The organism is Pseudoflavonifractor sp. An184, from assembly GCF_002160305.1.
GTDB lineage: Bacteria > Bacillota > Clostridia > Oscillospirales > Oscillospiraceae > Lawsonibacter > Lawsonibacter pullicola.
In genome coordinates this window covers 1-25,497 of sequence record NZ_NFKI01000031.1, presented here as the reverse complement: position 1 = coordinate 25,497, position 25,497 = coordinate 1, and the positions used below count along the sequence as shown (strand labels likewise).

18 protein-coding genes are annotated in these 25,497 nt (G+C 54.2%); 15 read left to right on the top strand and 3 right to left on the bottom strand.

Features of this window, described 5'->3' with window-relative positions; genetic code table 11:
- Positions 1–2 precede the first annotated feature (2 nt).
- From B5F19_RS10890 to B5F19_RS10880, 3 genes are all read left to right on the top strand, one after another.
- Positions 3–338: a hypothetical protein gene (locus B5F19_RS10890; RefSeq protein ID WP_087236779.1), complete on the top strand. Its 336-nt coding sequence runs from the start codon at positions 3–5 to the stop codon at positions 336–338.
- Positions 328–1,503, top strand: a complete 1,176-nt coding sequence (locus B5F19_RS10885) for an AAA family ATPase (protein WP_054338623.1) — start codon at positions 328–330, stop codon at positions 1,501–1,503. The genes B5F19_RS10890 and B5F19_RS10885 overlap by 11 nt, the downstream gene beginning before the upstream one ends.
- 454 nt (positions 1,504–1,957) lie before the next feature.
- Positions 1,958–2,203: a DUF6061 family protein gene (locus B5F19_RS10880; RefSeq protein ID WP_054338622.1), complete on the top strand. Its 246-nt coding sequence runs from the start codon at positions 1,958–1,960 to the stop codon at positions 2,201–2,203.
- Positions 2,204–2,260: 57 nt separating this feature from the next.
- On the opposite strand, the gene B5F19_RS10875 is transcribed toward B5F19_RS10880, so the two are convergent.
- Positions 2,261–2,572 carry a helix-turn-helix transcriptional regulator gene (locus B5F19_RS10875; protein ID WP_050624078.1) on the bottom strand — a complete coding sequence of 104 codons (312 nt, stop codon included), beginning with the start codon at positions 2,570–2,572 and terminating at the stop codon, positions 2,261–2,263.
- A gap of 109 nt (positions 2,573–2,681) precedes the next feature.
- On the opposite strand from B5F19_RS10875, the gene B5F19_RS10870 reads away from it, so the two are divergent.
- The 8 genes from B5F19_RS10870 (at position 2,682) to B5F19_RS10835 (ending at position 13,688) form a co-directional block, all read left to right on the top strand.
- Complete coding sequence (locus B5F19_RS10870) at positions 2,682–3,149, top strand: hypothetical protein (RefSeq protein ID WP_087290421.1); 468 nt, start codon at positions 2,682–2,684, stop codon at positions 3,147–3,149.
- A 65-nt stretch (positions 3,150–3,214) separates the two neighbouring features.
- Complete coding sequence (locus tag B5F19_RS10865) at positions 3,215–3,424, top strand: helix-turn-helix transcriptional regulator (RefSeq protein ID WP_054338619.1); 210 nt, start codon at positions 3,215–3,217, stop codon at positions 3,422–3,424.
- 103 nt (positions 3,425–3,527) lie between these two features.
- Complete coding sequence (locus B5F19_RS10860; protein ID WP_087290419.1) at positions 3,528–4,517, top strand: restriction endonuclease; 990 nt, start codon at positions 3,528–3,530, stop codon at positions 4,515–4,517.
- A gap of 44 nt (positions 4,518–4,561) precedes the next feature.
- Positions 4,562–7,012, top strand: coding sequence for a type I restriction-modification system subunit M (locus B5F19_RS10855; RefSeq protein WP_087290417.1), 2,451 nt, complete (start codon positions 4,562–4,564; stop codon positions 7,010–7,012).
- Positions 7,006–8,808, top strand: coding sequence for a restriction endonuclease subunit S (locus tag B5F19_RS10850; protein WP_087290415.1), 1,803 nt, complete (start codon positions 7,006–7,008; stop codon positions 8,806–8,808). The genes B5F19_RS10855 and B5F19_RS10850 overlap by 7 nt, the downstream gene beginning before the upstream one ends.
- 2 nt (positions 8,809–8,810) lie before the next feature.
- Positions 8,811–11,903: an HsdR family type I site-specific deoxyribonuclease gene (locus tag B5F19_RS10845; RefSeq protein ID WP_087290413.1), complete on the top strand. Its 3,093-nt coding sequence runs from the start codon at positions 8,811–8,813 to the stop codon at positions 11,901–11,903.
- Positions 11,903–12,610 (top strand): SprT family zinc-dependent metalloprotease, encoded by a 708-nt coding sequence (locus tag B5F19_RS10840; RefSeq protein WP_087290411.1) that lies wholly within the window; start codon positions 11,903–11,905, stop codon positions 12,608–12,610. Before B5F19_RS10845 ends, B5F19_RS10840 begins: the two co-directional genes overlap by 1 nt.
- Positions 12,611–13,121: 511 nt before the next feature.
- Positions 13,122–13,688, top strand: a complete 567-nt coding sequence (locus tag B5F19_RS10835) for a hypothetical protein (RefSeq protein ID WP_087290409.1) — start codon at positions 13,122–13,124, stop codon at positions 13,686–13,688.
- Positions 13,689–14,150: 462 nt separating this feature from the next.
- On the opposite strand, the gene B5F19_RS10830 is transcribed toward B5F19_RS10835, so the two are convergent.
- Together B5F19_RS10830 and B5F19_RS10825 are read right to left on the bottom strand one after the other, a co-directional pair.
- Positions 14,151–18,029: a GLUG motif-containing protein gene (locus B5F19_RS10830; protein WP_087290407.1), complete on the bottom strand. Its 3,879-nt coding sequence runs from the start codon at positions 18,027–18,029 to the stop codon at positions 14,151–14,153.
- Positions 18,010–20,517 (bottom strand): MMPL family transporter, encoded by a 2,508-nt coding sequence (locus B5F19_RS10825; RefSeq protein ID WP_087290405.1) that lies wholly within the window; start codon positions 20,515–20,517, stop codon positions 18,010–18,012. Before B5F19_RS10825 ends, B5F19_RS10830 begins: the two co-directional genes overlap by 20 nt.
- A gap of 306 nt (positions 20,518–20,823) precedes the next feature.
- Here B5F19_RS10825 and B5F19_RS10820 point away from each other — a divergent pair, with 306 nt between their 5' ends.
- The 4 genes from B5F19_RS10820 (at position 20,824) to B5F19_RS10805 (ending at position 25,263) form a co-directional block, all read left to right on the top strand.
- Positions 20,824–21,435, top strand: a complete 612-nt coding sequence (locus B5F19_RS10820) for a TetR-like C-terminal domain-containing protein (RefSeq protein ID WP_087290403.1) — start codon at positions 20,824–20,826, stop codon at positions 21,433–21,435.
- Positions 21,436–21,560: 125 nt separating this feature from the next.
- A complete protein-coding gene (locus B5F19_RS10815) occupies positions 21,561–22,397 on the top strand; it encodes a glycosyltransferase family 8 protein (RefSeq protein WP_087290402.1) in 837 nt (278 codons plus the stop codon).
- Positions 22,398–22,686: 289 nt separating this feature from the next.
- On the top strand, positions 22,687–24,624 hold the full coding sequence (locus B5F19_RS10810) for a BMP family ABC transporter substrate-binding protein (RefSeq protein WP_087290401.1): 1,938 nt from the start codon (positions 22,687–22,689) through the stop codon (positions 24,622–24,624).
- Between the two features lie 48 nt (positions 24,625–24,672).
- Entirely contained in the window at positions 24,673–25,263 is a 591-nt protein-coding gene (locus tag B5F19_RS10805) for a metallophosphoesterase (protein ID WP_087290399.1), read from the top strand.
- Positions 25,264–25,497 lie beyond the last annotated feature (234 nt).

Sequence of the window (25,497 nt, the reverse complement as noted above, 5' to 3'; positions counted from 1 at the left end):
AAATGTCCAAGAAGAACTACGATAACCACAACCGCTGGAGGAACAAGACGGTGGCTTTCCGGGTGTCGGCGGAGGAAGACCTCCATCTGGAAGCCCTGGTGAAGCTCACAGGCCTGACCAAGCAGGACTACATCATCCGGCGGCTGCTGGAACGGGATGTGGTGGTCCAGGGCAACCCCAGGGTCTACAAGGCCCTGCGGGACCAGCTGGCCGCCGTGCTGGACGAACTCCGCCGGATCGAAGCTGGGCAGGGCGTAAACGGCGAGCTGCTGGACACCATCCAGATGATCGCCACCATTATGAACGGGATGCAGGAGGATTTCGCCTATGATCAATGAAAAAAAGAAAATGACCGCCCAGGGCTCATCTGTTGGCGCAGATGATGGGCAGTCAATCTCTCAAAATTCCAAGACCACTATACCAGACCCGGACGAAAAAAGCAATTCCCCAGGAAGAGATTTGGAGGAACTTTACCGAAAGATGCGCCGCATGAGCGACCCAGCTTACCTGCATACTGTGACCCTGGACGAGCTGATGGACAATGTGTTCGAGGGCAAGTCTGCGGTGATTGAAAATCTGCTCTATACAGGAGCGTACATCCTTGCCGGAGCGCCCAAAATCGGCAAGTCCTTCTTGGTTGCACAGATCGCCCACCATGTCAGTACCGGGCAAGACCTGTGGGGCTACAAAGTACATCAGGGAACGGTTCTCTATCTGGCGCTGGAAGATGACGAGAGCCGCCTGCAGCGCCGGATGTTCCGTATGTTCGGTGTGGAGGGGACAAGCTCCCTCCACTTCGCTACCAGCGCTAAAATGATCGGTGGTGGCCTAGATGAACAGCTGGAAAAGTTTGTTCGGGAACACAGTGATACCAAGCTGATTATCGTGGATACCCTGCAAAAAGTCCGGGAGGCAGTGAGCGATAGTTACAGCTACTCCAGCGACTATGAGGTAATCGGCAAGCTGAAGCAATTTGCTGACCGATATGGCGTTTGCGTCCTGATTGTCCACCACACCAGAAAGCAACCTGCGGGAGATAGCTTTGAAATGATTTCCGGCACCACGGGCTTGCTGGGCTGTGCGGATGGTGCGCTCCTGATGCAGAAGGAAAAGCGGACGGATAGCAGGGCCACCTTGGAAGTGGTAGGCAGAGACCAGCCGGATCAGCGGTTGTATCTGAGCAAAGACCAAGAGAGCCTAGTTTGGGGGCTTGACCATGCAGAGAATGAGCTTTGGAAGCAGCCTCCAGACCCGGTACTGGAAGCCGTAGCAAAGATCGTATCTGCTGACAACCGCGAATGGGAAGGCAGTCCCACCGAGCTGGCCCAGGCAATTCAAACAGATATGGCGGTAAATCGGCTCACCAAGCATCTGAATGTGAATGCCAGCCGCCTGTTGGAAGAACATCAGGTAAAGTATGAGAACAAAACCAAGCACGCCGGGCGGCGTATCCGGCTGACCTACATGGTGGTGGAAGCACCTGCGTTTGAAGTAATCGAGTAAAGCGCGACGCTCGCAACGGTCGCGACGGTGTTTTGAGGGGTGCTCCCAGCACCGTTGCGACCGTCGCCACCGTCGCGGAAAGAAAAAGATGGGGTGGTATTTTGCCACCCCATCTTCAAGGAGGATGCCCCATTTTAGGACACCCTAAAAGTATCAGAGGATGTCGCGATTCACGACACCCTATGCCCCGAAACAGGGCACCGGGTACAGGGGCAAAAAGCGTTCGGAGAACGCGCAGCCACAGAATGAAATTCTGTGTTCAGAAGGGGCTTGGGGGCGCTGCCCTCAACAAGCAGACGGCAGGAAATGTGAGTGTGTATTAACACTCGCATTGCTTGCCGGATTTGTGTGTGGCTATCCACACGCATTGCTTGCCTGTATCTAAAACAACCGAAACGGCCCTTGTGCCGCTGCGGAAAATCAACTGAAATTCAAGTATTGGGAGGTAACGAGTATGAGAAAGATTTTGTCCTGTGAGTTCAACCCGGACACTGCCTGCGTGGAGCTGTGCATGGAAGATGGAACCCTGTTGTCCATCGACTGTACCGCCGTGGAGAACGAGGTAGCGAACAGTATGTACCAGCGGTCAGAACTGGACTGGCTGATCTATAATGATCCGCTGTCTTATGCCGAACTGATTTTGAATGGGGACCCTGAATTGTATCTAAAAGCAGTAACAAAGAAAACTCCGTTAGATTGATGGCAAAGAAAATCCGCCAGAAGCAGCACTCTAAAGGGTGCGCCTCTGACGGATTTTTTACATCTTATCAATCAAAGCAAATACAACAGCCTGCTGTTCTTCACTTAGTCTTGACCAGCGTTCCAGAAGCTTTTTCTGCGCCTCAGTTAAGGAAACCGGTGCATCTTCTTCGGCAAACAGTTGAGATAGCGTAATGCCAAAGGCTGTGCAGATTTTCTCCAGGGATGGAATGGTCGGAACCATATTCTTGCGATACCATGAGGAGATCGTGGATTGCGGCAAACCGGAGCGTTCTGCAAGCTGATACTCTGTCCAGCCCCGCTCCTCTCGATACGCGGTTATAACCGAGAGAATATCCTTCACCTGCATCACTCCTTTGCTTGTGTTCTTCGTAAATTATACTTTGATAAATCGTTGTGATTTAATCATTTATATCGTATAATTTTAACGATAAACACAACTAAAAGGAGGGAGAAATTTGGGAGGAAAAAGCTGTTTTTTCATCGGTCACAGGGAAACATCGGAGGCAATTTACCCGGCATTGTATGCGGTTGTGGAGCAGCACATTTTGGAATATGGCGTTACAGAATTTATCGTTGGCCACTACGGCGGATTTGACCGTCTTGCAGCGTCAGCAGTCAAAGAAGCAAAGCGTTTCTACCCAGAAGTGAAGCTCACTTTGCTATTGTCATATCATCCGGCAGAGCGGCCCATCCCAACTCCAGATGGATTTGACAGCACCTTCTATCCACCAGGGATGGAAAGCGTTCCGCGCAAGGTCGCAATCGTGAGAGCAAATCGCTATGTTGTGGATCATGTAGACTACCTCATCGCCTATGCGTGGCACCCCGCCAGCAATGCGCGGGAGTTACTGGAGCATGCTCAAAGGCGAGTAAAGAAAGGCTCTCTTTTCATAACAGTGATAAAGCATAATGATTCGACATAAAGTTGAGTTTTTCACGAAAGTGTGATAAAATAAATCCAAGCATTTCTTGCTTTGGAGGGACTAAAATGGCGATTTGTTATGACCGCTTATTCCACCTGATGATTGATAAAAAGATAAGCAATGCACAGCTAAAAGAGAAGGCCGGTTTTAGTGCCAATATTATCACCCGCCTAAAGCGCAACGAGTATGTTTCCATCGAAAGCATCGAGAAGATTTGTCGCGTGATGGAGTGTGGCGTGGACGATATTCTGGAGTTTGTTCCGGAAGAAAAATAAGCATGAATTTTGACAAAGTGGTTTGATATTTGAAGGTAAATTTCGGGACACAAGACCTTTGCAGCTGAAAAGCTGCGAAAGATTGGATAGGAGTGTGGCTGTGATGGCAGCAGCAAACAAAACAGTTTGGGGAATTCATACGATGGACGATCCCCTTTTTTTGCATCAGAATCTAATTGCAATTGGCTGGGAAGAGATGGGCGACTTGTCGGTCATAAGTGCATCTCGTGATGCCTACAAAGAAAAATATATTGCGACCTATCCGGATGCTAAAAAAGGTTCGATTGCCACAAGTGCTGGAATGCTGTACCGGTTTGTTCATGAAGTGCGAGAAGGCGATTATGTCGTGTTCCCATCTAAGATCGACCGTAAAATCAATATTGGAATCGTTGAGAGCGCCTATTTTTATGATAGTACAGCTGCACAGTATCACAATCGTCGGAAAGTAAAGTGGCTCAAACATCTGCCTCGTACGGCTTTTTCGCAAGGGGCTCTGCATGAAGTAGGATCGGCATTGACTTTTTTCTTGGTGAAGAACTACGCGGATGAGTATTTGAAGGCGCTAGATAAAGACTTCAAAGGTAATATCATGGAGCCGGATACCGATGAGACAGTGGCACAAACGGCGGATGAAATTATCGAGGCTACCCGAGATTTTATTTTAAAAGAGCTGAGCAAAAATCTGAAAGGCTATGATCTGGAGCCGTTTGTCGCAAATCTTTTGCAGGCCATGGGCTACCGCACGATCCTGTCTCCGCATGGTGGAGACAGCGGTATCGACATTACCGCCTATAAAGATGAGCTACCGCCCCGCATTGTTGTCCAGGTCAAAAGCCAGGATGGAGATATTAAAGAGACTACCATCCAGTCTCTGAAAGGTGCTATGCGTGAAGGAGATTATGGCCTGTTTGTGACACTATCCAACTATACCAAAAATGCGCAGAAATACCTGGATAACACCCCTATTATTCGCGGCATTAACGGCACAGAACTTGTGGATCTGGTCTTGAAATATTACGACCAGCTCAGTGTCAAATACCGCAAAATGATCCCCCTGAAAATGGTGTACATCCCCGTTCCCCCAGAGGAGTAAATGGGAACCTGACAGGAATTTAAAAAGAGAACGGAGAGGTACCGATGGCAATCAAAAAGAGCGAAATTTACAGCCAGATATGGGCTGCGTGTGATAAACTGCGGGGCGGTGTGGAACCGGCTCGTTATAAGGATTACATTCTGACGCTGCTGTTTGTAAAGTATGTGTCCGACCGCTTCAAGAGCAGCGATAACTGGGACATTGAAGTGCCGGAAGGCGGTAGTTTTGACGATATTTCTGCGCTGAAATACAAGAAAAACATTGGTGAAGGCATCAATATCATCATTGGCAAGCTGGCAGAAGCCAACGACTTGAAAGGTATTATTGACATTGCCGACTTCAACAGCGATGAACTGGGCACCGACAAAGAAGCGGTGGATAAGCTCTCTGGTCTCGTGGAAATTTTCCAGAAACCGGAGTTGGACTTCACCAACAACCGCGCTGGCGGTGATGACATTTTGGGCGACGCCTACGAATTTTTGATGCGGAAATTTGCCCAGGATTCCGGCAAGAGCAAGGGCCAGTTCTATACGCCGGGCGAAGTCTCTCGGATTATGGCAAAGGTGATTGGTATTGATAAAGCCACCGATCCCAGCATGACAGTCTACGATCCGGCTTGCGGTTCCGGTTCGCTGTTGATTCGTGCAGCGGATGAGGCACCCTGTGAGATCTCTATCTATGGACAGGAAAAGGACAACTCCACCGCCGGTCTTGCACGCATGAATCTGGTCCTGCACAACAAGGGTGCTGGTATCATTGTCGGCAATAAAAGCACCTTGTCTGCACCCCAGTATAAAGATGAGAACAACCCGGAACTGCTGAAAACCTTCAACTACATCGTAGTCAATCCGCCTTTCTCAGATAAATCTTGGATGGACGGCATTACGATACCTGACTCTTATGGGAGATACAGTGAGACTGTGTTGGGCGTGCCGCCGGAGAAAAACGGCGACTACGCCTGGCTGCTGCATGTCCTGAAATCCTTGAAATCTACCGGCAAGGCGGCAATCATTTTGCCCCATGGTGTGCTATTCCGTGGCAATGCCGAGGCTGAGATTCGCAAAAAGATCATTGACCGGGGTTATATCAAAGGCATTATTGGTCTGCCTGCCAACTTGTTCTATGGCACAGGAATTCCTGCCTGTATCCTGGTGCTGGACAAAGAGGATGCTGCTGATCGTACCGGCATTTTTATGATTGATGCCAGCAAAGGCTATGTGAAGGACGGCAACAAAAACCGTCTGCGAGAACAGGACATTCATAAGATCGTAACTACATTCCTTACAATGGATGAATCGGACCCCAAGTATGCCCGGTTTGTTCCGAACGAGGAGATCAAAGTCACCAACGAGTACAACCTGAATATCCCACGCTATATTGATAGCAGCGAGCCGGAAGATTTACAGGACATCAATGCTCACCTGAACGGCGGCATTCCGGAACCCGATGTGGACAGCATGGCGGAATATTGGGCGGTATATCCATCTTTGAAGGAAATCCTGTTTCAGCCGCTGCGTCCGGGATATCTGTGTCCGGCGGTGGGCAAGGACGAAGTGGTTTCCACGATTACATCCCACCCGGAGTTTATCCGCCATGCCGACCAGGTGGACGATGCCTATGCCCGATGGAAGGCGACCGTTACCCACGATTTGATGGAACTCAGCCGGGCCATTCACCCCAAAGAGCTGATTGCCAAAATTTCCGAGCAGCTCCTTGATGATTTTGCCCAGGTATCGCTCCTCGACAAATACGATGTCTATGAAGTGCTGATGGAGTACTGGGCGGAGACCATGCAGGACGATGTGTATGCGGTCTGCTATGACGGCTATGAGGCCGGGCGAGAAATTGCCTATGAGTATGTGACCAAGAAGAAAAAAGAAAACGGCCAGACCATTGAGGTCAAGACCGATAAGATCAAGGGCTTTGAGGGAAAGCTGCTCCCCAAGGCTTTGATTGCTGCACACTTTTTTGAGGAGGATGTCAAGGCGCTGGAGACCCTTCGGGGCCAACTGGATGAGGTGTCCGCCAAGCTGGAAGAACTGGCCGAAGAAAATGGCGGTGAGGACGGACTGTTTGCTCAGCTGGATAATCTGAAAAAGGCCACTATCAGTGCCCGTATCAAGGCAATCAAGAAAGACCCCACCGCCAAGGAAGAACTGGCTGCATTGAAAGAGTATCTGTCTCTGTTGGATGCTGAAAGCAATTACAGGAAGGCAATCAAGCAAGCCGAGGCAGATCTGGATACCAAACTGGAGAAAAAATACCCCCAGCTGACGCTGGAGGAGATTCGCCATCTGCTGGTGGAGGAAAAGTGGTTTGCCACTATTTACAGCGGGATAGACGCCATTCACGAGGCAGTGTCTCATCACCTTTCTGCCCGTGTGACCCAACTGGTGGAGCGGTATGAGTATACCTTGAAGGAATGTGAGGATGAAGTAGACCAGTACGAGGCCAAGGTCAAATCTCATCTGGAAAGGATGGGGTTTGTATGGTGAACGGATGGAAAACAAAAAAGCTGGGTGAAGTTGCAGAAGTTTGCATGTGTAAACGTATTTTTGCGCATCAGACCAGTAAAATTGGAAATATTCCATTTTACAAAATAGGCACGTTTGGAAAAGAAGCTGATGCCTATATATCGAGCCAATTATACGAAGAATATAAGGCTAAATATTCATACCCGGAAAAAGGGGATGTGCTCATTTCGGCAGCAGGAACATTGGGCAGAACCGTTGTATTTGACGGGCGTCCCGCTTATTTTCAAGATTCGAATATTGTTTGGCTTAAAATTGATAAGAGCCAGCTTTGTAACGATTATCTGGCCCATTATTACAAAGTTATAAAGTGGGCTTCATCTGAAGGAAGTACGATTTCAAGATTGTATAATGGAATTATCTGTGATACGGAAATATTACTTCCACCATTAGAAGAACAAGCCGCTATTGCGGAAGCCCTTTCCGATGTAGATAGCCTGATTTCCTCCCTGCAAAAGCTGATTGAGAAAAAGAAAGCCATCAAGCAGGGGACTATGCAGGAACTGCTCACCGGTAAAAAACGCCTGCCGGAGTTTTCTGGGGAATGGAATCAATTTCGCTTAGGAGAAATGACAGAAATTTACTCTGGCGGAACTCCTAGCACCACAATATCAGAATATTGGGGTGGAAGCATTCCATGGATGAGTTCGGGAGAACTTAATAACAAAAAGATTTACGATGTTGAGGGGAGAATTACACAGAAGGGAATGCAAAACTCAAGTGCGCATTTAATTCCTAAATACTGTGTTTTGATTGGGCTTGCTGGACAAGGAAAAACTCGAGGAACGGCAGCGTATAATTATATTTCGCTATGCACGAATCAGTCGATTGCAGCAATTTATCCTAACGATAAAAAATTTGATTCTCGGTTTCTGTATTATATCATCGACAGTATGTATGAAAGTTTGAGAGAATTATCTTCTGGTGATGGCGGTCGCGGAGGATTAACAAAAGGGCTGATTTCAAATCTCGAAATCTATATGCCAGAAGTTCCTGAACAACAGGCAGTTGCTCAAGTTCTCTCTGATATGGACAGTGAAATTGAGCAGTTGGAAAAGAAGCTGGCAAAGTATCAACAGATCAAGCAGGGCATGATGCAGGAACTGCTCACCGGACGGATTCGGCTGGTAGATGCAGATGTCAAAAAGTCGCCGGAGGCACACATGGTTCGGGAAAAACAGCATCAACCGACACACAATCAGCATTTTGATGATGCGGTCATGATTGCAGGAATTGTGAATGCATTCTATTCCGAGAAGTATCCCCTGGGGCGCAAAAAAGTTCAGAAGCTGCTCTATCTGGTTCGCCGCAAGGAGCAGGCGGATATTTCTGCCTTCCATAAAAAAGCGGCCGGTCCATACGCTGATGAGATCCGCTATAAAGGTGGCGAGCCGATTGCTCAGAAAAACAAGTATATCCAGGTCAAAAGAAGCGAAAAGGGCAGCCGTTTTGAAAAAGGTGTGCAGATGCAGCAGGCGTTGACCTATTTGCAGGACTGGGGAAAGCAGGGGGATGTGGATTGGCTGGTGTCGCAGTTCCAGTACACAAGTGTCAATGAACTGGAGCTTTTGGCAACGGTGGATATGGCCATCTGCGACTTGCGGCGGGAAGGTAAGGAAACTTCCGTAGCCTCGATTAAAGACTTGATCCATTCCAATAAAGAATGGAGAGATAAGCTGAAAAAGGCTTATTTCAAGGACGCAGATATTCAGCGAGCCATCAAACACTGCCAAGAACTATTCCCTGACAAGGAGGGATAAAGATGGCTGTTGGACAACGGGAAAAAGCCACGCAGAAGCGTGTCATAAAGCTATTTGCCCAGGAACTCGGTTATACTTATCTGGGCGATTTCACCGAGCGGAAAAACTCCAATATTGAAACCGAACTGCTGACGAAGTTTCTGATCCGCAAGGGCTATTCGCCGGTACTTATCAGCCGCGCCTTGAAGGAGCTGCAGGATGCTGCCGGAGATCAGTCGGTGAACCTTTACGACTTGAATGAGCAGACCTATAAAAAGCTGCGCTACGGCGTCAAGGTCAGCGAGTCTGTCGGCCAGCATAAGGTCACAGTCCAGTTTGTGGATTGGGAGCATCCCCTTGAAAATGATTTTTACATCGCTGAGGAAGTAACCATCAAGCACAAGCGCCCTGATTTGGTGCTGTACATCAACGGCATCGCTTTTGCCGTCATTGAGCTGAAGCGCAGCACAGTTTCCATGTCGGAGGGCATCCGCCAGAACCTGACCAACCAGCGCCCGGATATGATCATGCAGTTCTTTGCCACCATTGGGCTTGTCCTGGCTGGCAATGATTCGGAGGGGGCGCGTTACGGTACCACCGGCACACCAGAAAAGTATTATCTTTCCTGGAAAGAAGATCCCAATGCCAAAGATGAGGTTTCCGTAGCGGTACGCACTCAAATCGAAAAATATCCCCTGCGTCTGGACAAAAACCTGATTTCTCTGTGCCGGAAAGAGCGGCTTGTAGAGCTGCTGCACAATTTTATCGTATTTGACAGCGGAGTGAAAAAGACCTGTCGGCCTAATCAGTTCTTTGGCAATATGGCAGCGCGGGATTTTGTGCGGCGTCATGATGGCGGGATTATCTGGCACACCCAAGGTTCCGGAAAATCCTTGACCATGGTGTGGCTCAGCAAGTGGATTAAGGAAAATATTTCTGACAGCCGTATTCTGATTATCACCGACCGGGACGAGCTGGATGTGCAGATCGAGCAGGTGTTTGCCGGGGTCAATGAGAGCATTGTCCGTATTCGCCGGGGAAGCGAATTGATTCAGAAGATCAACGACACCTCGCCTGTCATGATGTGCTCCCTGATTCACAAGTTTGGCAAGAAAAACAGAGGCAAAAGCGGCGAGTCCGATTATACTGGATTTATTGAGGAGCTGAAACGCTCGCTGCCGGAAAACTTTTCTCCCAAAGGCGATTTCTATGTCTTTGTGGATGAATGTCACCGTACCCAATCCGGCAAGCTCCACAAAGCGATGGAAACCATTTTGCCGAATGCCACCTTTATCGGTTTCACCGGTACTCCATTGATGAAAAAGGATAAGGAGACCAGTCTGGAGGTATTTGGCCCTTATATTCATCGCTACAAGTTTGATGAAGCGGTGCGGGATAAGGTAGTTCTGGATTTGCGTTATGAGGCCCGAGAGGTGGAGCAGAATGTTGTCCAGCAGGATCGGATCGACGCCTGGTTTGAGGCAAAAACGCGCGGGCTGACCGGTGTGGCAAAAGCTAAGCTGAAACAGCGTTGGGGCAATCTGCAAAAGATGTTCAGTTCCAAGGCCCGATTGGGACAGATTGTAGCGGATATTGTTTTCGATATGGAGACAAAACCACGCCTGCACGATGGGCGGGGTAATGCTATGCTGGTGGCTGGCAGTATCTATCAGGCGTGCAAATTTTATGAATTGTTCCAGGAGACCGAGCTGAAGGGGAAGTGCGCTATCGTGACCTCTTACGAACCGGCGGTGGGCGATATTCGCACTGAAACCGTAGGTGATGATGGCGAGACCGAGGCGGTGGAGCAATACGAGATCTACATGAAGATGCTGGGTGGAAAAGACCCGAAGGCATTTGAAAAGGAGGTCAAGGAAAAGTTTATCAAGCAGCCGGAACAGATGAAACTGCTGATCGTGGTGGACAAGCTGCTGACGGGCTTTGATGCTCCGCCTGCCACTTATCTGTATATTGATAAGTCTATGCGAGACCATGGCTTGTTCCAGGCAATCTGCCGTGTCAATCGCCTGGATGGTGAAGATAAGGAATTTGGATATATTATTGACTACAAAGACCTGTTTCGCTCCTTGGAAAATGCGGTTGCAGACTATACTTCCGAAGCATTTGACAGCTACGATAAGGAAGATGTCTCCGGCCTGCTGACAGATCGCTTGGACAAGGCTAAGGAACAGTTGGAGGATTCACTGGAAGCTCTGCGCGCGCTGTGCGAGCCTGTAGCTCCACCTAAAGATATGGTGGACTACTACCATTATTTCTGCGGTACCAATACCGAAGCCTTTGACTTGGATGAATTGGAAGAGAATATGCCTAAGCGGGAACAGCTTTACAATCTGTCAGCGACAGCTCTTCGCGCTTTTGGTGAAGTATCGGGCGAATTACAGGAAAAGTACCACTATACTGTGGAACAGATCAAAGCGCTGGAGAGAGAAGTTACCTACTACATCAAGGTGCGTGACGATGTGCGTCTGGCCAGCGGTGACTATGTGGATTTGAAGAAATATGATCCGGACATGCGCCATTTAATCGATACCTATTTGTCGGCTGATCCCAGTCGTGTGTTGACCTCTTTTGGAGGAGCAACACTGGTCGAGCTGCTGGTAGACAACGGGATTTCCGCGCTGAAGGATATGCCTGCCTCCACACCCAAAGAGCAGGAAGCAGTTGCAGAGACTATTGAAAACAATATTGGCAAGGAAATTGTTGAAAGAACCCAAAGTAACCCCAAATACTACGAGAAGATGTCTGCGCTTCTTCGAGAATTGATTGAAAAGCGCAAAAATGACGTGATCAACTATGAGGAGTATTTGCGTCAGATTGTGGAACTGGCAAGAAAGGTACATAAGCCGGAAAGCGGCGCAGAATATCCTCCGGAAATCCGGGAGAGTGCTGCCAAGCGAGCCTTTTATGACCATCTTAATGGGGATACGGCTGTTGCCAATCAGATATATGACGCAGTCATGTCAAGCAAACAGGACAATTTCCGGGGAAGCAAAATCAAAGAGCGTAAAATCTGGCGGGCTATTCGTGCTGTCGTAAAAGATGACCAGGAAGCCGATCAGTTGCTTGCATTGGTAAAGGAGCAGAGTGAATTCTAGTGGATGAACTGCAAATCGGCAACATGAGTATTGCCGTTACAAAAAAGAACATCAAGAATATGTACATCCGCGTTCTGCCGCCCGATGGGAAAGTCCAAATTACTGTACCGCACTCTGCTGGGGATGACGCGATCCGAATGTTTGCGGTATCCAGAATTTCCTGGATTAAAAAGCAGCGTGCGAGCTTTGAGGCTCAAGCACGTCAAACAAAGCGACAGTATGTGACTGGCGAGAGTTACTATGTCTGGGGGCGGCGTTATCGTTTGGATGTGCAATACTCAAATGTTAGGAATGAGGTATCCCTTACAGGCGGGCATCTGATTTTACAAGTGCGGCCTGAAAGCACCCCGGAGCAGCGCGAGCGTGTTTTGAATGATTGGTATCGGGAGCAGCTAAAAAGCAAGCTGCCGGAAGTAGTTCAAAAATGTGAACAGGTTGTAGGTGTCCATGCATATGAGTGGAAGGTCAAAAACATGCGTACCAAGTGGGGAACCTGCAATATAGACCGGAAAAGAATTTGGATTAACCTCCAGCTTGCAAAGAAAACTCCAGAGTGTCTCGCTTATGTTGTGACCCATGAATTGGTACACCTGCTGGAGCGAAATCACAACGAGCAATTCCAGAAGTATATGGATACCTTTTTTCCGGAGTGGCGAGTAGTAAAGGAAACCCTGAATCAGCAAATGCTGGATTATATGAGCGAGTAATGTCTGATTAGGCAAAATGAAATTTCTATGGAAAATTCGATAAAATCATGCTATAATACTCCTAAGCCACCCAATCGTCCGTCTCAAGCAAAACCCTTGATAGGATGGCCCGGATAGATTTTTGATAGCAAAAGTCCGAATAGACCTTAGGATAAGGATAATCTGCATCAAATAAAACCACGACGAATTAAATTCCCTATACAAAAAAGTTTAGAAATGGATTTAACTCGGCGAGTGGGAATAATTAGAATTTCAAACCCGCAGAGCCCATCAGATCGGGCTCTGCGGGTTTTTTGCGTTCCATCGACTGTACGAGCCAGATTTGCTAGCTATCTCTGAACAGCGGCAACAGGTGGGAAAGGGCCGTAAGCGGCCCGGCGCTTCTTTGACTCTGGCGGGCGGTAAGAAGCTGGAATTAAGAAATAATTAAAATCTTTGCACAATTTGTTATGTTATACTGTGCACACCATCAGTAAAATACCGTTAAATCAATAAACAAGAGGACCGTGTCATGGAACAACAGCTGCCGGCTTACGAAGGCAATCTTATTTATGACTTTGAAGAAATGGACCCCCGCTACTGCGTAGAATTCCTAACGCCTTGCCCCAACCTGTCGCCAAATACTGCTGTCTATTTTGATGGATTTTTCTGGAATGAATGCGGCATTGTTTTTCAATATAATGATGGGGACAATTTCAATCCGCGCTCCTTCACGCTGAAGATGGTCTTTCCCTGTACCATCAAAAGTATGCGGATGTTTGCGATGACAGTACATCAGGAAAATAAACTTTTTGACCTGCAGCATCGGTCTGCCGCAGCAAACTTGCCGCAGCCTATTTTTCACTTCTACCGGTGTAAATACTCCAATTACTATAATTGGTGTATGCAGCAGGGCTTTTTTGAGGGAGAAACTGATTTTTTTCACTATGTCATTGCCGCCGAGGACACATGGATCGATATTTTCTCTCAGGAACCGCCCAGAGTTTTCTGCCAGTATTTTGGAAAACATTTGGGCGACCAGGATTTGGATCAAGGTTATATTTTTAACGCCTTTTACGAATATACGGAAGAAGAATAAGCGATAAAACTTATTTTGAGGCAGTGGTCTTAATCAGTCTCAAATTGAGGGAATCTTTGATGGCAGCCATTTATGGCCTAAACTCCGTGCAATCTCTCGATTTGATCATGGTATTTTCACGATAAAACAGACCGTTCCAAATCAGCGGACAAAGCATCGATATAATTGCGAATATTTTATCTTTGACCCCCAAAATGTATTCTCCATCCGATTTTTATGGATATAACAGAAAAATAAGTGCCGCAGGGTCCCTTTTATCGGGATCCTGTGTTTTTGTTCAAGTGATTGCTGACACTCAGAATATGCCATCTTTTGCAGATTCTCCGCCAGAAAAGTCTTAATTTTTGCTCGCTCTGGGCGGCACTTCCAAGTAAGGATTGTCGCCGGTCGAGATGGACGGCACTCAGCCTGAATCTTTATTTACTCCGTTCCCATACTGCGCCATTCCTTTCTCCAGCCTGCTCAATGCCGACGCTTTCGGAACCGAACAGCCGCACAGGCTCCCGCTGCCAGCAGCAGAGCGCCTGCCGCCGCGCCCCAGGCCAGAAGGTTGACCGGCCGTTCCAGAACGCAGAATGTAATTTCCGCCTGCCGGCTGGTCAGGAGGAGATACTGACCGTCGATCTCATGCTCCCCTCGGTTCCAGCCGTCCTCCCCCAGCACCCAGAGGTCATACCGTTTCCCGGAGTCCGGCAGGCGGTAGTGCACCGTGTAGGACACCTGCTCCAGGTCAGGGTCCTCTACCGTGACGGTATAGGAGGTGCCCGCGTGAGTTCGTCCCCGGTCATCGGTCCAGGTTACATCCTCCGTCGTGTGGGAGACCTCCGCCCGGCTGCTGAAGCTGCCGTCCACCAGAATTTCCGGCAGTTCTCCTCCATCGGTCAGGGCGGAAGTATAGGGGGTATACACCGCCTCCAGGGTCTGGCTGGCCGTCAGATGGGTATAATCCAAATCCGGCCAGGAGGCGGAGTACCCCTTTTTCGCCGGGATCTCCGGCAGAGATTCGACCCCCTCCCCATACTGGAAGGGAATGACGGCCACCGTGACACCATTGGCCACAAAGGTCAGCTCCAGCTGGGAAAACAGCTCCGGCACGCCCTCCGTGCTGCACAGGGCGTCAAAATCCACCGGCTCCGCCTGCCCGGCATAGCTGATGCCGTCCAAAGCGCCCATGCTCTCGCTGGTAAAAGTGTTGCCGGATATGGTACCTTCTCCGTCCACATCTCCCGCCACAGCGCCCAGATAGGCGGAGCCCTCGGCGATGGTCACCAGAGTATGGCAGCTGACCAGAGTGGCCCCCAGTCCAGCCACACCGCCCACATAGTCCCCGCCGGACAGGCGGCACTTGCTCCAGCTGTCCCGGATACTGCCCCAGGAGGCCCCGGCGATGCCGCCCACATAGTCGCCGTCGCTGCTGGAGACCGCGCCGTAATTTTCGCAGTTCCCCACTCGTCCCAGATCCATCAGACCCACGATACCGCCGGTGTAGTTCTGTTTTCCGGTGATCTCTCCCGTATTGATGCAGGAGGCGACCACGGCTTTGGTCTGATACCGGAAGTCCAGAGAGCGGTCCCCCTCCTGGATCAGGTCGTCCTCCGGGTCAAAATCGTACTCAATGGCCATGGAGCCCACGATTCCGGCCACATTGATATCTCCCTCCACAGTTCCGTCATTTCGGGCGTCGGACAGATACCCTGTATCCGTGGTCTCGGGCGCTTCGTCCGACACATCCTCAAAGCGGTCCTCAAATTCCTCATCCGAACCCTCCAGAATGTCCCGCAGCAGATCGGTAATGACGCCGAACTGCTGGTTGATGGCGTCCAGATCGTCCAGCAGAATGTCCATGCTGCTGGACATGGACTCCCGCAGGGCGTCCCCGTCGTCCAGCAGGCCGGAGAAGATGTCCCCCAGGGCGTCCCCCTGCTCCCGCAGGCCGCTGCTGATGGGGTGGATGGTAATGGTGGGCATCTCAGACAGCTCATGCAGTACATCATAGAGGTCCTCACTGAGATTTGAGGTCAGAGAGGCCAGCTCCTCCATGGTATCTCCGGCGTTTTGCAGCTCATCCATAACGTCTCCGGCCTGCTCCAGCAGTTCCCGCAGCCGGCGGACGGCGTCCTCTCCGCTGTCCACGCCGCGCTCCAGCGCCCGCAGCGCGGAGGCCAGACTATCCCCGGCGGCCCGGACCTCCCGGCGGGCGGCCTCCAGCTCCTCAGTATCCACAGAGGGCAGCACCAGCTTCACCGCGGCCGCTCCGAGTTCCTGCGCGGCTGTCTTCGCGTCTCCCAGGCTGGCATAGATGGCGGTCAATTCGGCCCGGAGCGCTTCGGCGGCGTCCTGGGCCGCCTCCGTGCCGGCCAGTGCCGCAAGGGCGTCCTCCACCTCCGCAGCGGCCTGCTCTGCGGCGGCGATGGCATTATTCAGCTCATCCAGCGCTGTTTGCAGATCCTTCCCGGCTTCAGTGTCTCCCAAATGTTTCAGGATGTCGTCCACCTCTGCCTGCGCAGCCGCAAGCTGCTGGGACGCCGTCTGCAATCTCTCATAGGCGGAGGTCAAATCCGGCTCCCCGCCGGGGCCGGCATCCGCCAGCGCCTTGGCCAGCTCCGCGCCGGCCTCCCCAAATGCCTGACCGGCGGCCAGCAGATTCCCGGCTGCGGTTTGCAGGCGTACCAGGGCGTCCGGATCGTCCGCGCCGGTCCGGACCACCTGGGCAAGCGCGTCGCCGACTTCCCGCAGACAGCCCGGCAGAGCCCCGCAGGCGGTCTGAAATGCCGCCAGCTTTTCCTGTATCACATCCCACTCCGGCGTCCCCTGGAGCTCGCTCTCCGCCTCCTGCAGGATCTGGTGCATCCGCGCAAAGCAGCCGGCAATGTCTGAGAGCGCCGTGGACAGTTCAGAAACTGCCCTCTGAATTTCCGACAGGGCGGTCTCCACGTCCGGTTTTCCCAGCACATTCCGCAGATGGGCCAGGGCCGTTTTGAGGTGCTCCACAGCGTCCCGGCCATGCTGGGCGGCGGAGCCTAAATCCCCCATGGCGTCCTCAAACCGGTCCGCCGCATCTGGGGCCAGGCCGCCGGCCTCCTGGGCCTCGTCCATCACATCATTCATCTGGCCGGCCAGCTCCTCCATCAGATCCATCGCATCTGTGGCGTCGTCCAGAATGGGGGCCAGTTCATCCGTGAGCCAGGAGAGCCGGGCGGACAGGTCATTGATCTCGTCAATATTTTCATTGGTCCAGTCTGTGGCGGAGTCCATCAAATTGCTCATGGCCTCCTGGGCCTCCCCCGCCCGGTCGGAGATGGCCTGCATCCGCTCCGAGATCTCATCGGAGGAACCGCGGACGTCGTCCCCCGTCTGGTCAATCAGCGCGCGCAGCACATCCAATTCATCCAGCAGGTCACCCACCTGTCCCTCGTTGTAGAGCAGACGCACCTCCGGCTCCAGCTGTCCGGCGATACCGCCCACATCCTTCCGTCCCAAAACCGTCCCGGAATTGGTGCAGCCGTTCAGATAGCCGGACTGCCGCCCCACGATGCCGCCGATGTTGTATCCCACGTGGGCGTACCCCACCGCCCCGGTGTTGACGCAGCCCTGCAGAATGCCGGAAGAAAAACCGGTGATACCGCCAATGTCGGTGCAGACCGGCACATTCTCCGCGGCGTTGAGCTGGTCCTGATTCCAATTGTCCAGGTTCAGCTCCGCGTCCACCTCTGTGGTGTTGATGCTGCCGCTGTTCTCACACTGGACAACGGAGCCGTAGTTCTGTCCGGCGATGCCGCCCACATAGTGCTCCCCGGTGACTGAGCCGGAGAAAGAACAGTTGATGATCTGTCCCTGGACCTCGTTGATGCCCGCAATTCCGCCGATGCTGTCCGCCCCGCTGACCGCCCCGGAAAACGTGCAGTTGGTGATGGTCCCCTGGTTCTCCCCCGCCAGGCCGCCCAGGGTGTTTTTGCGGTCACTGGGGGCGATGCTGCCCGAGACATGGAGATCCCGCACAGCGCCGGTGGGCTGTATGTACCGGAACAGGCCCCGCACATTGCCGCTGCCGGTGATAGACAGGCCGGAGATGGTGTGGCCCTGTCCCTCAAAGGTGCCGCCGAAGGTGGGAATGGGGGAAAAATCCACGCCGGTCAGATCAATGTCCGCCTCCAGATAGACCGTCTTCCCCTGGGACCAGCTGTCCAGGGTACAGTTCCGGGAGAGTTCCGCCAGATCTTCCGTCGTACGGAGGTAGATGGAACCGGCGCTCTCAGCCGCCAGAGCGGCTGGGGCAACGAGAGAGAGAATCAGAACCGCCGCCAGAAGGAGGCTCAGAATTTTACTGATGTTCCGTTTCATTGTCTTTTGAAGCCTCCTTGTTCTGATAGTTTCCGGTCTCCAGCATGCCGGAGACGTCGCCGTAGATCACGCCCTGAATATGGGCGTCCACCACGCCGGAGATCCGGCCCCGAACCCGGCCATTCACATAGACCGTGCCGTGGACCGTCCGGCCGACCTCCGGAACCTTGAGATTGAAGCGGGTCCGCTCCACAACCTGGTCCCCCAAAAACAGGATCTGGGGCAGGATGAACATGACCAGGAACATGGAGATGAGCGTTCCCCGGCACAGGCACTCTCCGATGCCTACAATGGCGGGCTCCGTGGTGATCCGGCCGATCAGAAAACCCGCGGCGGACAGGATGCTCCCCGAGGTGAGCACGGTGGGAAAGGACAGATTCAGCGCCTGAATGACCGCCTCCCGACGGGACATTCTCCCCTTCAGTTCGTTGTACCAGGAGGAGATCACAATGGCATAGTCAATATTGGCCCCCATCTGGATGGAGGTCACCACCAGATAGCTCATGAAGAAAATAGGCTGCTGGGTGATGCCGGGGAAGGAAAAGTTGATCCAGATGCTACCCTGGATCACCAGAATCAGCAGGAGGGGCAGCCCCACCGACTGGAAGGTGAACAGCAGGACGATGATGACGAACACCACCGACAGCACGCTGATCATCACGTTGTCCCGAGCGAAGGAGACGGACAGGTCATAGTCGCTGGTGGAGTCCCCCACCAGATAGACGCTGCCGGCGTCGTAGTACCGCTCCGCCTCCTGGTGGATGGTCTGGAGGAAAGCAAAGGTCTCCTCCCCCTCCTCCGGAAGGTTCAGGCTGACCAGCATCCGGGTGTAATTTTCTCCCAACAGCTGCTCCTGGGCGTCAGACAGCTGCACGTAGAGGTCGTCCAGATCCGCCTGCTGCTCCTCGTCCAAGTTCACATAGCCCTCCTCCACCTTGTCGTAGGCAAAGAAGAACATATCCATCAGAGGGACCGCATAGTCGTCCAGCCCGCCTACGATCCGGCCGTACTCCTCCTGTTCCGCCGCATAGGCCGCGTATACCAGGCACACCAGCTCGTAGTCCAGGTCCGTCATCTCAGAAAACTGCCGGGGCGTCAGGGCGTCGGTGAGGGTATAGCCGTCCATGACCTCCACGTTGGACAGTCCCATGGCGTAGTCCACCTGGTCGTAGGTCTCCAGACGGTTCAGCAGGGCCTTCTCGCTGGCGTAGTCGCCCTTCGGCACCAGCAGGGCCATGATATTCTGGGTGCCGAAGGTCTCGTTCACCCGCTGCTCCGCGATCTGGGTCTCGTTCTGCCTGGCAGTCTCGATCTGGCTGTATCCGTACACATAGGGGCACTGGTTGGACAGCAGAAAGCCCGCCACAACAGCCACCGCGAACAGGGGCGCCCCCACATAGCGCAGTTTCAGGGTGAGTTTGCCCCAGCGGTCAATTTTGGGGATAAAGCTGCGGTGCTGAGTCTTTTCCATGGCCTTGGAAAAGAGCATCAGCAGGCCCGGCATCAGAGTAAAAACGGACAGCATGCTGAACAAAATGGCTTTGATGAGAACGATTCCCATGTCAAACCCGATTTGGAACTGCATGAACATCATGGCGGCCAGACCGGAGATGGTGGTCAGGCTGCTGGCGGAGATGGAGGGGATGGAGGCGCTGACCGCCGCAATGCAGGCCTCCCGGTCCCCGGCGTACTCCCGCTCCTCCAGGAAGCGGTGGAGCATGATGATGGCGTAGTCGATGGCCAGGGCCAGCTGCAGCACCACGGTCACCGAGTTGGACACAAAGGAGATCTCTCCGAAGATGAAATTCGTCCCCAGGTTCAGCACCGCCGCCGCCACAAAGGTGAGCAGCAGCACCGGGATCTCCGCGTAGGAGCGGGAGGTGAGCAGCAGCACCAGCACGATGATCACCGCCGCCACCGCCAGAATAATCCCCATCTCATTGGCCAGGGAGGCGGCCTGGGAGTTTCCCACGGCGCTGTCGATGTAGAAGTCATAGGGCTCCAGCAGCTCCCGAATGGCGGACAGGGCGGCGAGGCTGATTTCGTCCTCCTCCTCCCCGTCAAAGGTCACGGAGATCAGGGCGTCCGCCCCCTTGAAATACTCCGCGATGTCCTCCGGCGTCTCCGGCTCGCTGTCCTCCTCCGTGTCCGCGCCGACATCGCTGCTCCCAAAGGCGGCCGAGGAGACCCCTTCGATCTGCTCCATCTGCTCCGCCAAGTTCTCCGCCATCTCATAGGTTACATGGGAGACCATGACCCGGGCGGTGGCAAAGGTGGTAAACTCCTCCTCCATAAGGGTCAGCCCCTGGCGGGTCTCCGTGCTTTCAGGCAGATACTCCGTGATGTCGTTGCAGACACTGACCCAGTTCCGGGAGAACAGGCAGAAGATCAGGGCGCAGGCGTAGAGAAAGAAGATGAGATTGCGTTTATCCACAATGAATGTGGCTAGTTTTTCAAAAAAGGACGTTGTTCCGGTGTCTTTGCTCACAATGTTGATTCCTCCTGAATACTGCAGTTGTCCGCCGGGGCGCGCCGGACAAATCGAAAGGACCCGCCGCAAGCGGTTTGCGGCGGGTCAGGGACGCCCTGTCCCGCTGTGGTTCCGGCCGGACGGAAGGCCCTCCGTCTCTCAGCCGGGCTGCCCCTATTTTCTTTCAGCATATGAGATGGAAGCGGTAAATACAAGATGCAGAATATAGTCAAGTGTCAGAAATCTGACACTTGACCTATTTTTGAATCTGTGATAAGTTTGAATGGAAAAAGAGATCCCATCGGGAGAGCATGGGGGGCAGGTATGAAAAAACGGACCTATCTGGCGAGCGATACCGCCAAGCGGGAGATCTGCGCCGCCCTCAAGGGGCTGATGGCACAAAAGCCGCTGACCAAGATCACTGTAACTGAGATTATGCACGCCTGCGGCATGGCCAGGCAGCACTTCTACTACCACTTTGAGGATATCTACGCCGCAGTGCGGTGGATGTTCGAGGAGGAGGCCTTGGTCTTGCTGCGGGAACACGAGGGCGTCACCCTGTGGCAGGACGGCCTGCTTCAGCTGTTCCAATATCTTCAGGAAAACCGGGCGGTCTGTCTGTGCGCCCTGCACTCCATGAGCCGGGAACACCTGAAGGACTTTTTCCGGACTGATCTCCAGGCCATCATCCAGAACACCATCCGGGAGATCGCCGCAGAGCTGCGGTACCCGGCCGACGAGCGGGAGGTCGCGCTGCTGACCAAGGTCTATGTGGGGGCGCTGGCCGGCATGATGGAGGACTGGCTGCTGGGGGAGATCCAGGAGAGCCCGGAGGCTTTGATCCAATTTGTGGATCAGCTGCTGAAGGACCACGTCCGGGGCGCGGCTCTTCGTCTGATGGGGGAGACTCCTGCCTCCAAATTGCCTGGAGGTTGACGTTCACGCTTCGGAAACAGCCTCTCTACCACTCTTCCCAGTGATTTTGACTTCCATCTACTGCAACCATACAACTGATTCCCAACGCTTCCCGCGCGGCCGGGATCGGAAAGGAGAAATTTTTCATGGACGCCATTTCCATTTTAGCAGCATTGGACGAGCACTATCTGCCTCAGCTCCATGTTCTGCTCACCTCCCTTCGTTTGAACAACCCCGGGGAGCACATGGATCTGTATCTGCTCCAGAGCGCCGTCTCTCCGGAGGGGCTGGCCGGAGTGGAGCGGCTGTGCGCCGCCTTCGGCTATGGCTTTTTCCCGGTGCGGGTGGATGACGCCCTGTTTCAGGGCGCCCCTGTCAGCCGTCAGTACCCCAAGGAGATGTACTACCGGCTGCTGGCCTCCCGCCTGCTGCCGGACACGCTGGACCGGGTGCTCTACCTGGACCCGGACATTCTGGTGCTCAACCCCCTGCGCCCCCTGTGGGAGACCGATCTGGAGGGCAACCTCTTTGCGGCGGCCGCCCACACGGGAAAGACAGAGCTGGCCAACAGCGTCAACCGGATGCGCCTCAACAGCGGCAGCGACTACTACAACTCCGGCGTACTGCTGATGGACCTGGCCGCCGCCCGCCGGGAGATCGCCCCGGAGGAGATCTTCCGCTATGTAGCCGATCATAAAAAGGAGCTGCTGCTCCCCGACCAGGACCTGCTCAACGCCCTGTACGGCCGGCGCATCCTGCCCCTGGACGACGCCCTCTGGAACTACGACGCCCGCAACTACAACAACTACCGGCTGCGCAGCGCCGGGGCCCACGACCTGCCCTGGGTGATGGAGCACACCGCCATCCTCCACTTCTGCGGAAAGGCCAAGCCGTGGAAACCCGGCTATGTCTACCGCTTCGGCGTGCTCTACCACCACTACGCCCAGCTGGCCCGGCGGGCCTGCCAAGCATACCGGGCATAAGGAAACGGACCGTGCTTCGTTTCAGTTGAATTTCAGGGGCGGCTGTGATATCCTCATAGAGGAAACGGGAGACGCCCTATGTGGAGATCCACATGCGGAACTATTTTCTGACGGCTGCCCGGGTGAGGGCCTGTCCCTGCTCCGACGGACAGAGGAGATCGTATTTCCGCCAACAGGGCAAGGAAAAATCTGAATATCTCGCCCAGCACAGCCTGAGGCTCCGCGTCCCCCTCACCAACTGTCCCTTTCAATCCGCCGATCGCTTCTATCGCTGGAAAGGAATGACGCTATGCCCTCTGAGTATTACCGTGACGCTCTGAAACGGGCGCAGAAGGAATTTCGCTCCTGCACCGCCAAGGGAGAGTACCCCTACCTCCCTGTTCTGGACGAATTTGTCTCACAAGAGGATCTGCTGCGGACGGTGGATCTGGGCACCATCCAGGTGCCGCTGGAGTTTGTGGTGGGCACCCAGACGGACGGGCGGACCCAGGCCTTCGCCCGGAACTTCATGCCGTTGATGGAGGAGGAGTCGGAGTTTGCCTTCAAGTGGAAAAAGCTGTGCCAGTCCCAGCTGGAGGAGGGCATCCGGGACCCCATCTCCGCCTATGAGTACCTGAACCGCTACTATGTGACGGAGGGGAACAAGCGGGTCAGCGTCCTCAAGTATTTTGAGGCGGACAGCATCTACGCCCATGTGACCCGCATCCTGCCCAAGCGGACGGACAGCCGGGAGTCCGAGCTGTACTATGAGCTGATCGATTTTTACCGGTGCAGCCGGATCAACTTCATCGAGTTCTCCAAGCCGGGCAGCTACATCCGGCTCCAGGAGCTGGTGGGCAAGCGGGTGGGCGACCCCTGGACCGACGAGGAGCGCAGCGGCTTCTCCACCGCCTACTACTACTTCCGCCGGGCCTATGAGGACAACGGCGGCCGGCAGCTCACCTCCACGGTGGGGGACGCCATGCTGGCCTACATGGAGATCTACGGCTACCCCAGCCTTCGGGGCGTCAGCGGCGAGGAGATCCGGCGGGCGGTGGCCCGGGCCTGGGAGGAGATCACCCTCCAGCAGGAGGAGGAGCCCATCGACGTGAAGCTGACCCCCGAGGAGGAGACCCGGAAGCGGGACCTGCTCTCCAAGATGCTCCCGAAGGCGGCCCCAAAGCCCCTGAAGGTGGCCTTTCTCCACGACAAGGCGCCGGAGACCTCCGGATGGACCTATGGACATGAGCTGGGCCGCCGGCATCTGGAGCGGGTCTTTGCCGGCGAGGTGGCGACCTGCGCCTACTGCAACACCCTGGACGGCGACCCCCTGGTGGTGATGGAACAGGCCATCGCAGAGGGCTGTCAGGTGCTCTTCACCACCTCCCCCCGTCTCCTCCCCTCCAGCCTGCGGGCGGCGGTGGACCACCCGGAGGCGCTCATCCTGAACTGCTCGCTGAACACCTCCCACCGCTACATCCGCACCTACTACGCCCGGATGTACGAGGTGAAGTTCATCAGCGGCGCCATCGCGGGGGCGCTGGCCGGCGGAGACAGCATCGGCTATGTGGGGGACTACCCCATTTTCGGCCAAGTGGCCTCCATCAACGCCTTCGCTCTGGGGGTCCAGCTGACCAATCCCCGCACCCGGGTCTATCTGGAGTGGTCCTCCGTGTCCAGCGGGGAGACGGCGGTCCAGCGTCTGACCGACCGGGGCATCCGCCTCATCTCCGCCCAGGACCTCACCAAGCTGGGGGGCTGGAAGGACAGCAGCTTCGGCCTCTCCCTGGTGGGGGAGGACGGCCAGGTGAACCTGGCCATGCCGGTCTGGCGGTGGGGCGTGTACTATGAGGAGCTGCTGCGGCGCATCCGAAACAAGTCCTTCCAGGCGGAGTACCAGGAGAGCCGGAAGGCCCTGAACTACTACTGGGGCATGTCCGCCGGCGTGGTGGAGCTGTGCTGCTCGGATAAGCTGCCGGACAGCACCCAGAAGCTGGCCGCCATCCTCCGGGACGGGATCTGCAGCGGGAACTGCCATCCTTTCCACGGTCCCCTGTACGCACAGGGCGGCCGGCAGGTGATCGGAGCCTCCGACACTCTGAGCACAGAGGACATCATCAATATGGACTGGCTGGTGGACAACATTGTGGGCGCCATTCCCACCTATGAGGAGCTGAGCGAGGCCGCCAAGGCCACGGTGGGCATTGTGGGGGTCCCCTCCACCAAGGAAAAACAGACTGACACTTAACACCGGATGGGGGAACGCCGCCCGCTGTCTGGACAGGAGGGCGGAGACATGAGAGTATTGGCTGTCGCGGACAAGGAGTCCTCCTATTACTACGACTACTACACCCCGGGCAAGCTGAGCGAGTTTGACCTGATTCTGGCCTGCGGGGATCTGCGGCGGGAGTACCTGGAATTTCTCGCCACCCTGGCCCGCTGCCCGGTGGTATACGTCCGGGGCAACCACAACGACAGCTTTCTGGATTCACCGCCCGAGGGCTGCATCTGCGCGGAGGACCGCATCGTGGTCTGCGGCGGCGTGCGGATTCTGGGGCTGGGCGGCTCCCACCGCTATCAGAACGGCCGCAATATGTACACCGAGGGGCAGATGAGCCGCCGCATCCGGAAAATGCAGTTCCAGTTGTGGAAAAACAAGGGGTTCGACATCCTGCTCACCCACGCCCCCGCCCGGCATATCAACGACTTTGACACCCCCTCCCACCAGGGCTTTCAGTGCTTCGTGGGGCTTCTGGACCGGTACCAGCCCAAGTACTTCGTCCACGGCCACATCCACCGAAATTACGGGGTCAACATCCCCCAGTGGACGGTGCGGGGGACAACCAACATCATCAACGCCTACGACTACTGCAAATTCGACTACTGACGAAATGGCATGCAAAAAACATCCCGGCTTCGGCGGTCTGCCGAAGCCGGGATGTTTTCTGTTCTCTTGGACCGCGTCCGTTTACACCTGCTGGATAAAGCGCAGGAAGGCCGCCTGTCCCTCCGGGGTGCGCTTATAGACGCCGGCGCACTCCAGCACCTGGGCAAAGACCAGGCCGGTCTCCTTGCGCACGATGTCCATGGCGTTGTCCGCCGTGAAGGTGTAGTTGGGGGC

Coding starts and splice junctions, on each gene's coding strand:
- B5F19_RS10815 (WP_087290402.1), top strand. CDS start 21,561: ATGGACGCCATTTCCATTTTAGCAGCATTGGACGAGCACTATCTGCCT.
- B5F19_RS10890 (WP_087236779.1), top strand. CDS start 3: ATGTCCAAGAAGAACTACGATAACCACAACCGCTGGAGGAACAAGACG.
- B5F19_RS10885 (WP_054338623.1), top strand. CDS start 328: ATGATCAATGAAAAAAAGAAAATGACCGCCCAGGGCTCATCTGTTGGC.
- B5F19_RS10810 (WP_087290401.1), top strand. CDS start 22,687: ATGCCCTCTGAGTATTACCGTGACGCTCTGAAACGGGCGCAGAAGGAA.
- B5F19_RS10845 (WP_087290413.1), top strand. CDS start 8,811: ATGGCTGTTGGACAACGGGAAAAAGCCACGCAGAAGCGTGTCATAAAG.
- B5F19_RS10865 (WP_054338619.1), top strand. CDS start 3,215: ATGGCGATTTGTTATGACCGCTTATTCCACCTGATGATTGATAAAAAG.
- B5F19_RS10880 (WP_054338622.1), top strand. CDS start 1,958: ATGAGAAAGATTTTGTCCTGTGAGTTCAACCCGGACACTGCCTGCGTG.
- B5F19_RS10850 (WP_087290415.1), top strand. CDS start 7,006: ATGGTGAACGGATGGAAAACAAAAAAGCTGGGTGAAGTTGCAGAAGTT.
- B5F19_RS10860 (WP_087290419.1), top strand. CDS start 3,528: ATGGCAGCAGCAAACAAAACAGTTTGGGGAATTCATACGATGGACGAT.
- B5F19_RS10875 (WP_050624078.1), bottom strand. CDS start 2,572: ATGCAGGTGAAGGATATTCTCTCGGTTATAACCGCGTATCGAGAGGAG.
- B5F19_RS10855 (WP_087290417.1), top strand. CDS start 4,562: ATGGCAATCAAAAAGAGCGAAATTTACAGCCAGATATGGGCTGCGTGT.
- B5F19_RS10820 (WP_087290403.1), top strand. CDS start 20,824: ATGAAAAAACGGACCTATCTGGCGAGCGATACCGCCAAGCGGGAGATC.
- B5F19_RS10805 (WP_087290399.1), top strand. CDS start 24,673: ATGAGAGTATTGGCTGTCGCGGACAAGGAGTCCTCCTATTACTACGAC.
- B5F19_RS10830 (WP_087290407.1), bottom strand. CDS start 18,029: ATGAAACGGAACATCAGTAAAATTCTGAGCCTCCTTCTGGCGGCGGTT.
- B5F19_RS10835 (WP_087290409.1), top strand. CDS start 13,122: ATGGAACAACAGCTGCCGGCTTACGAAGGCAATCTTATTTATGACTTT.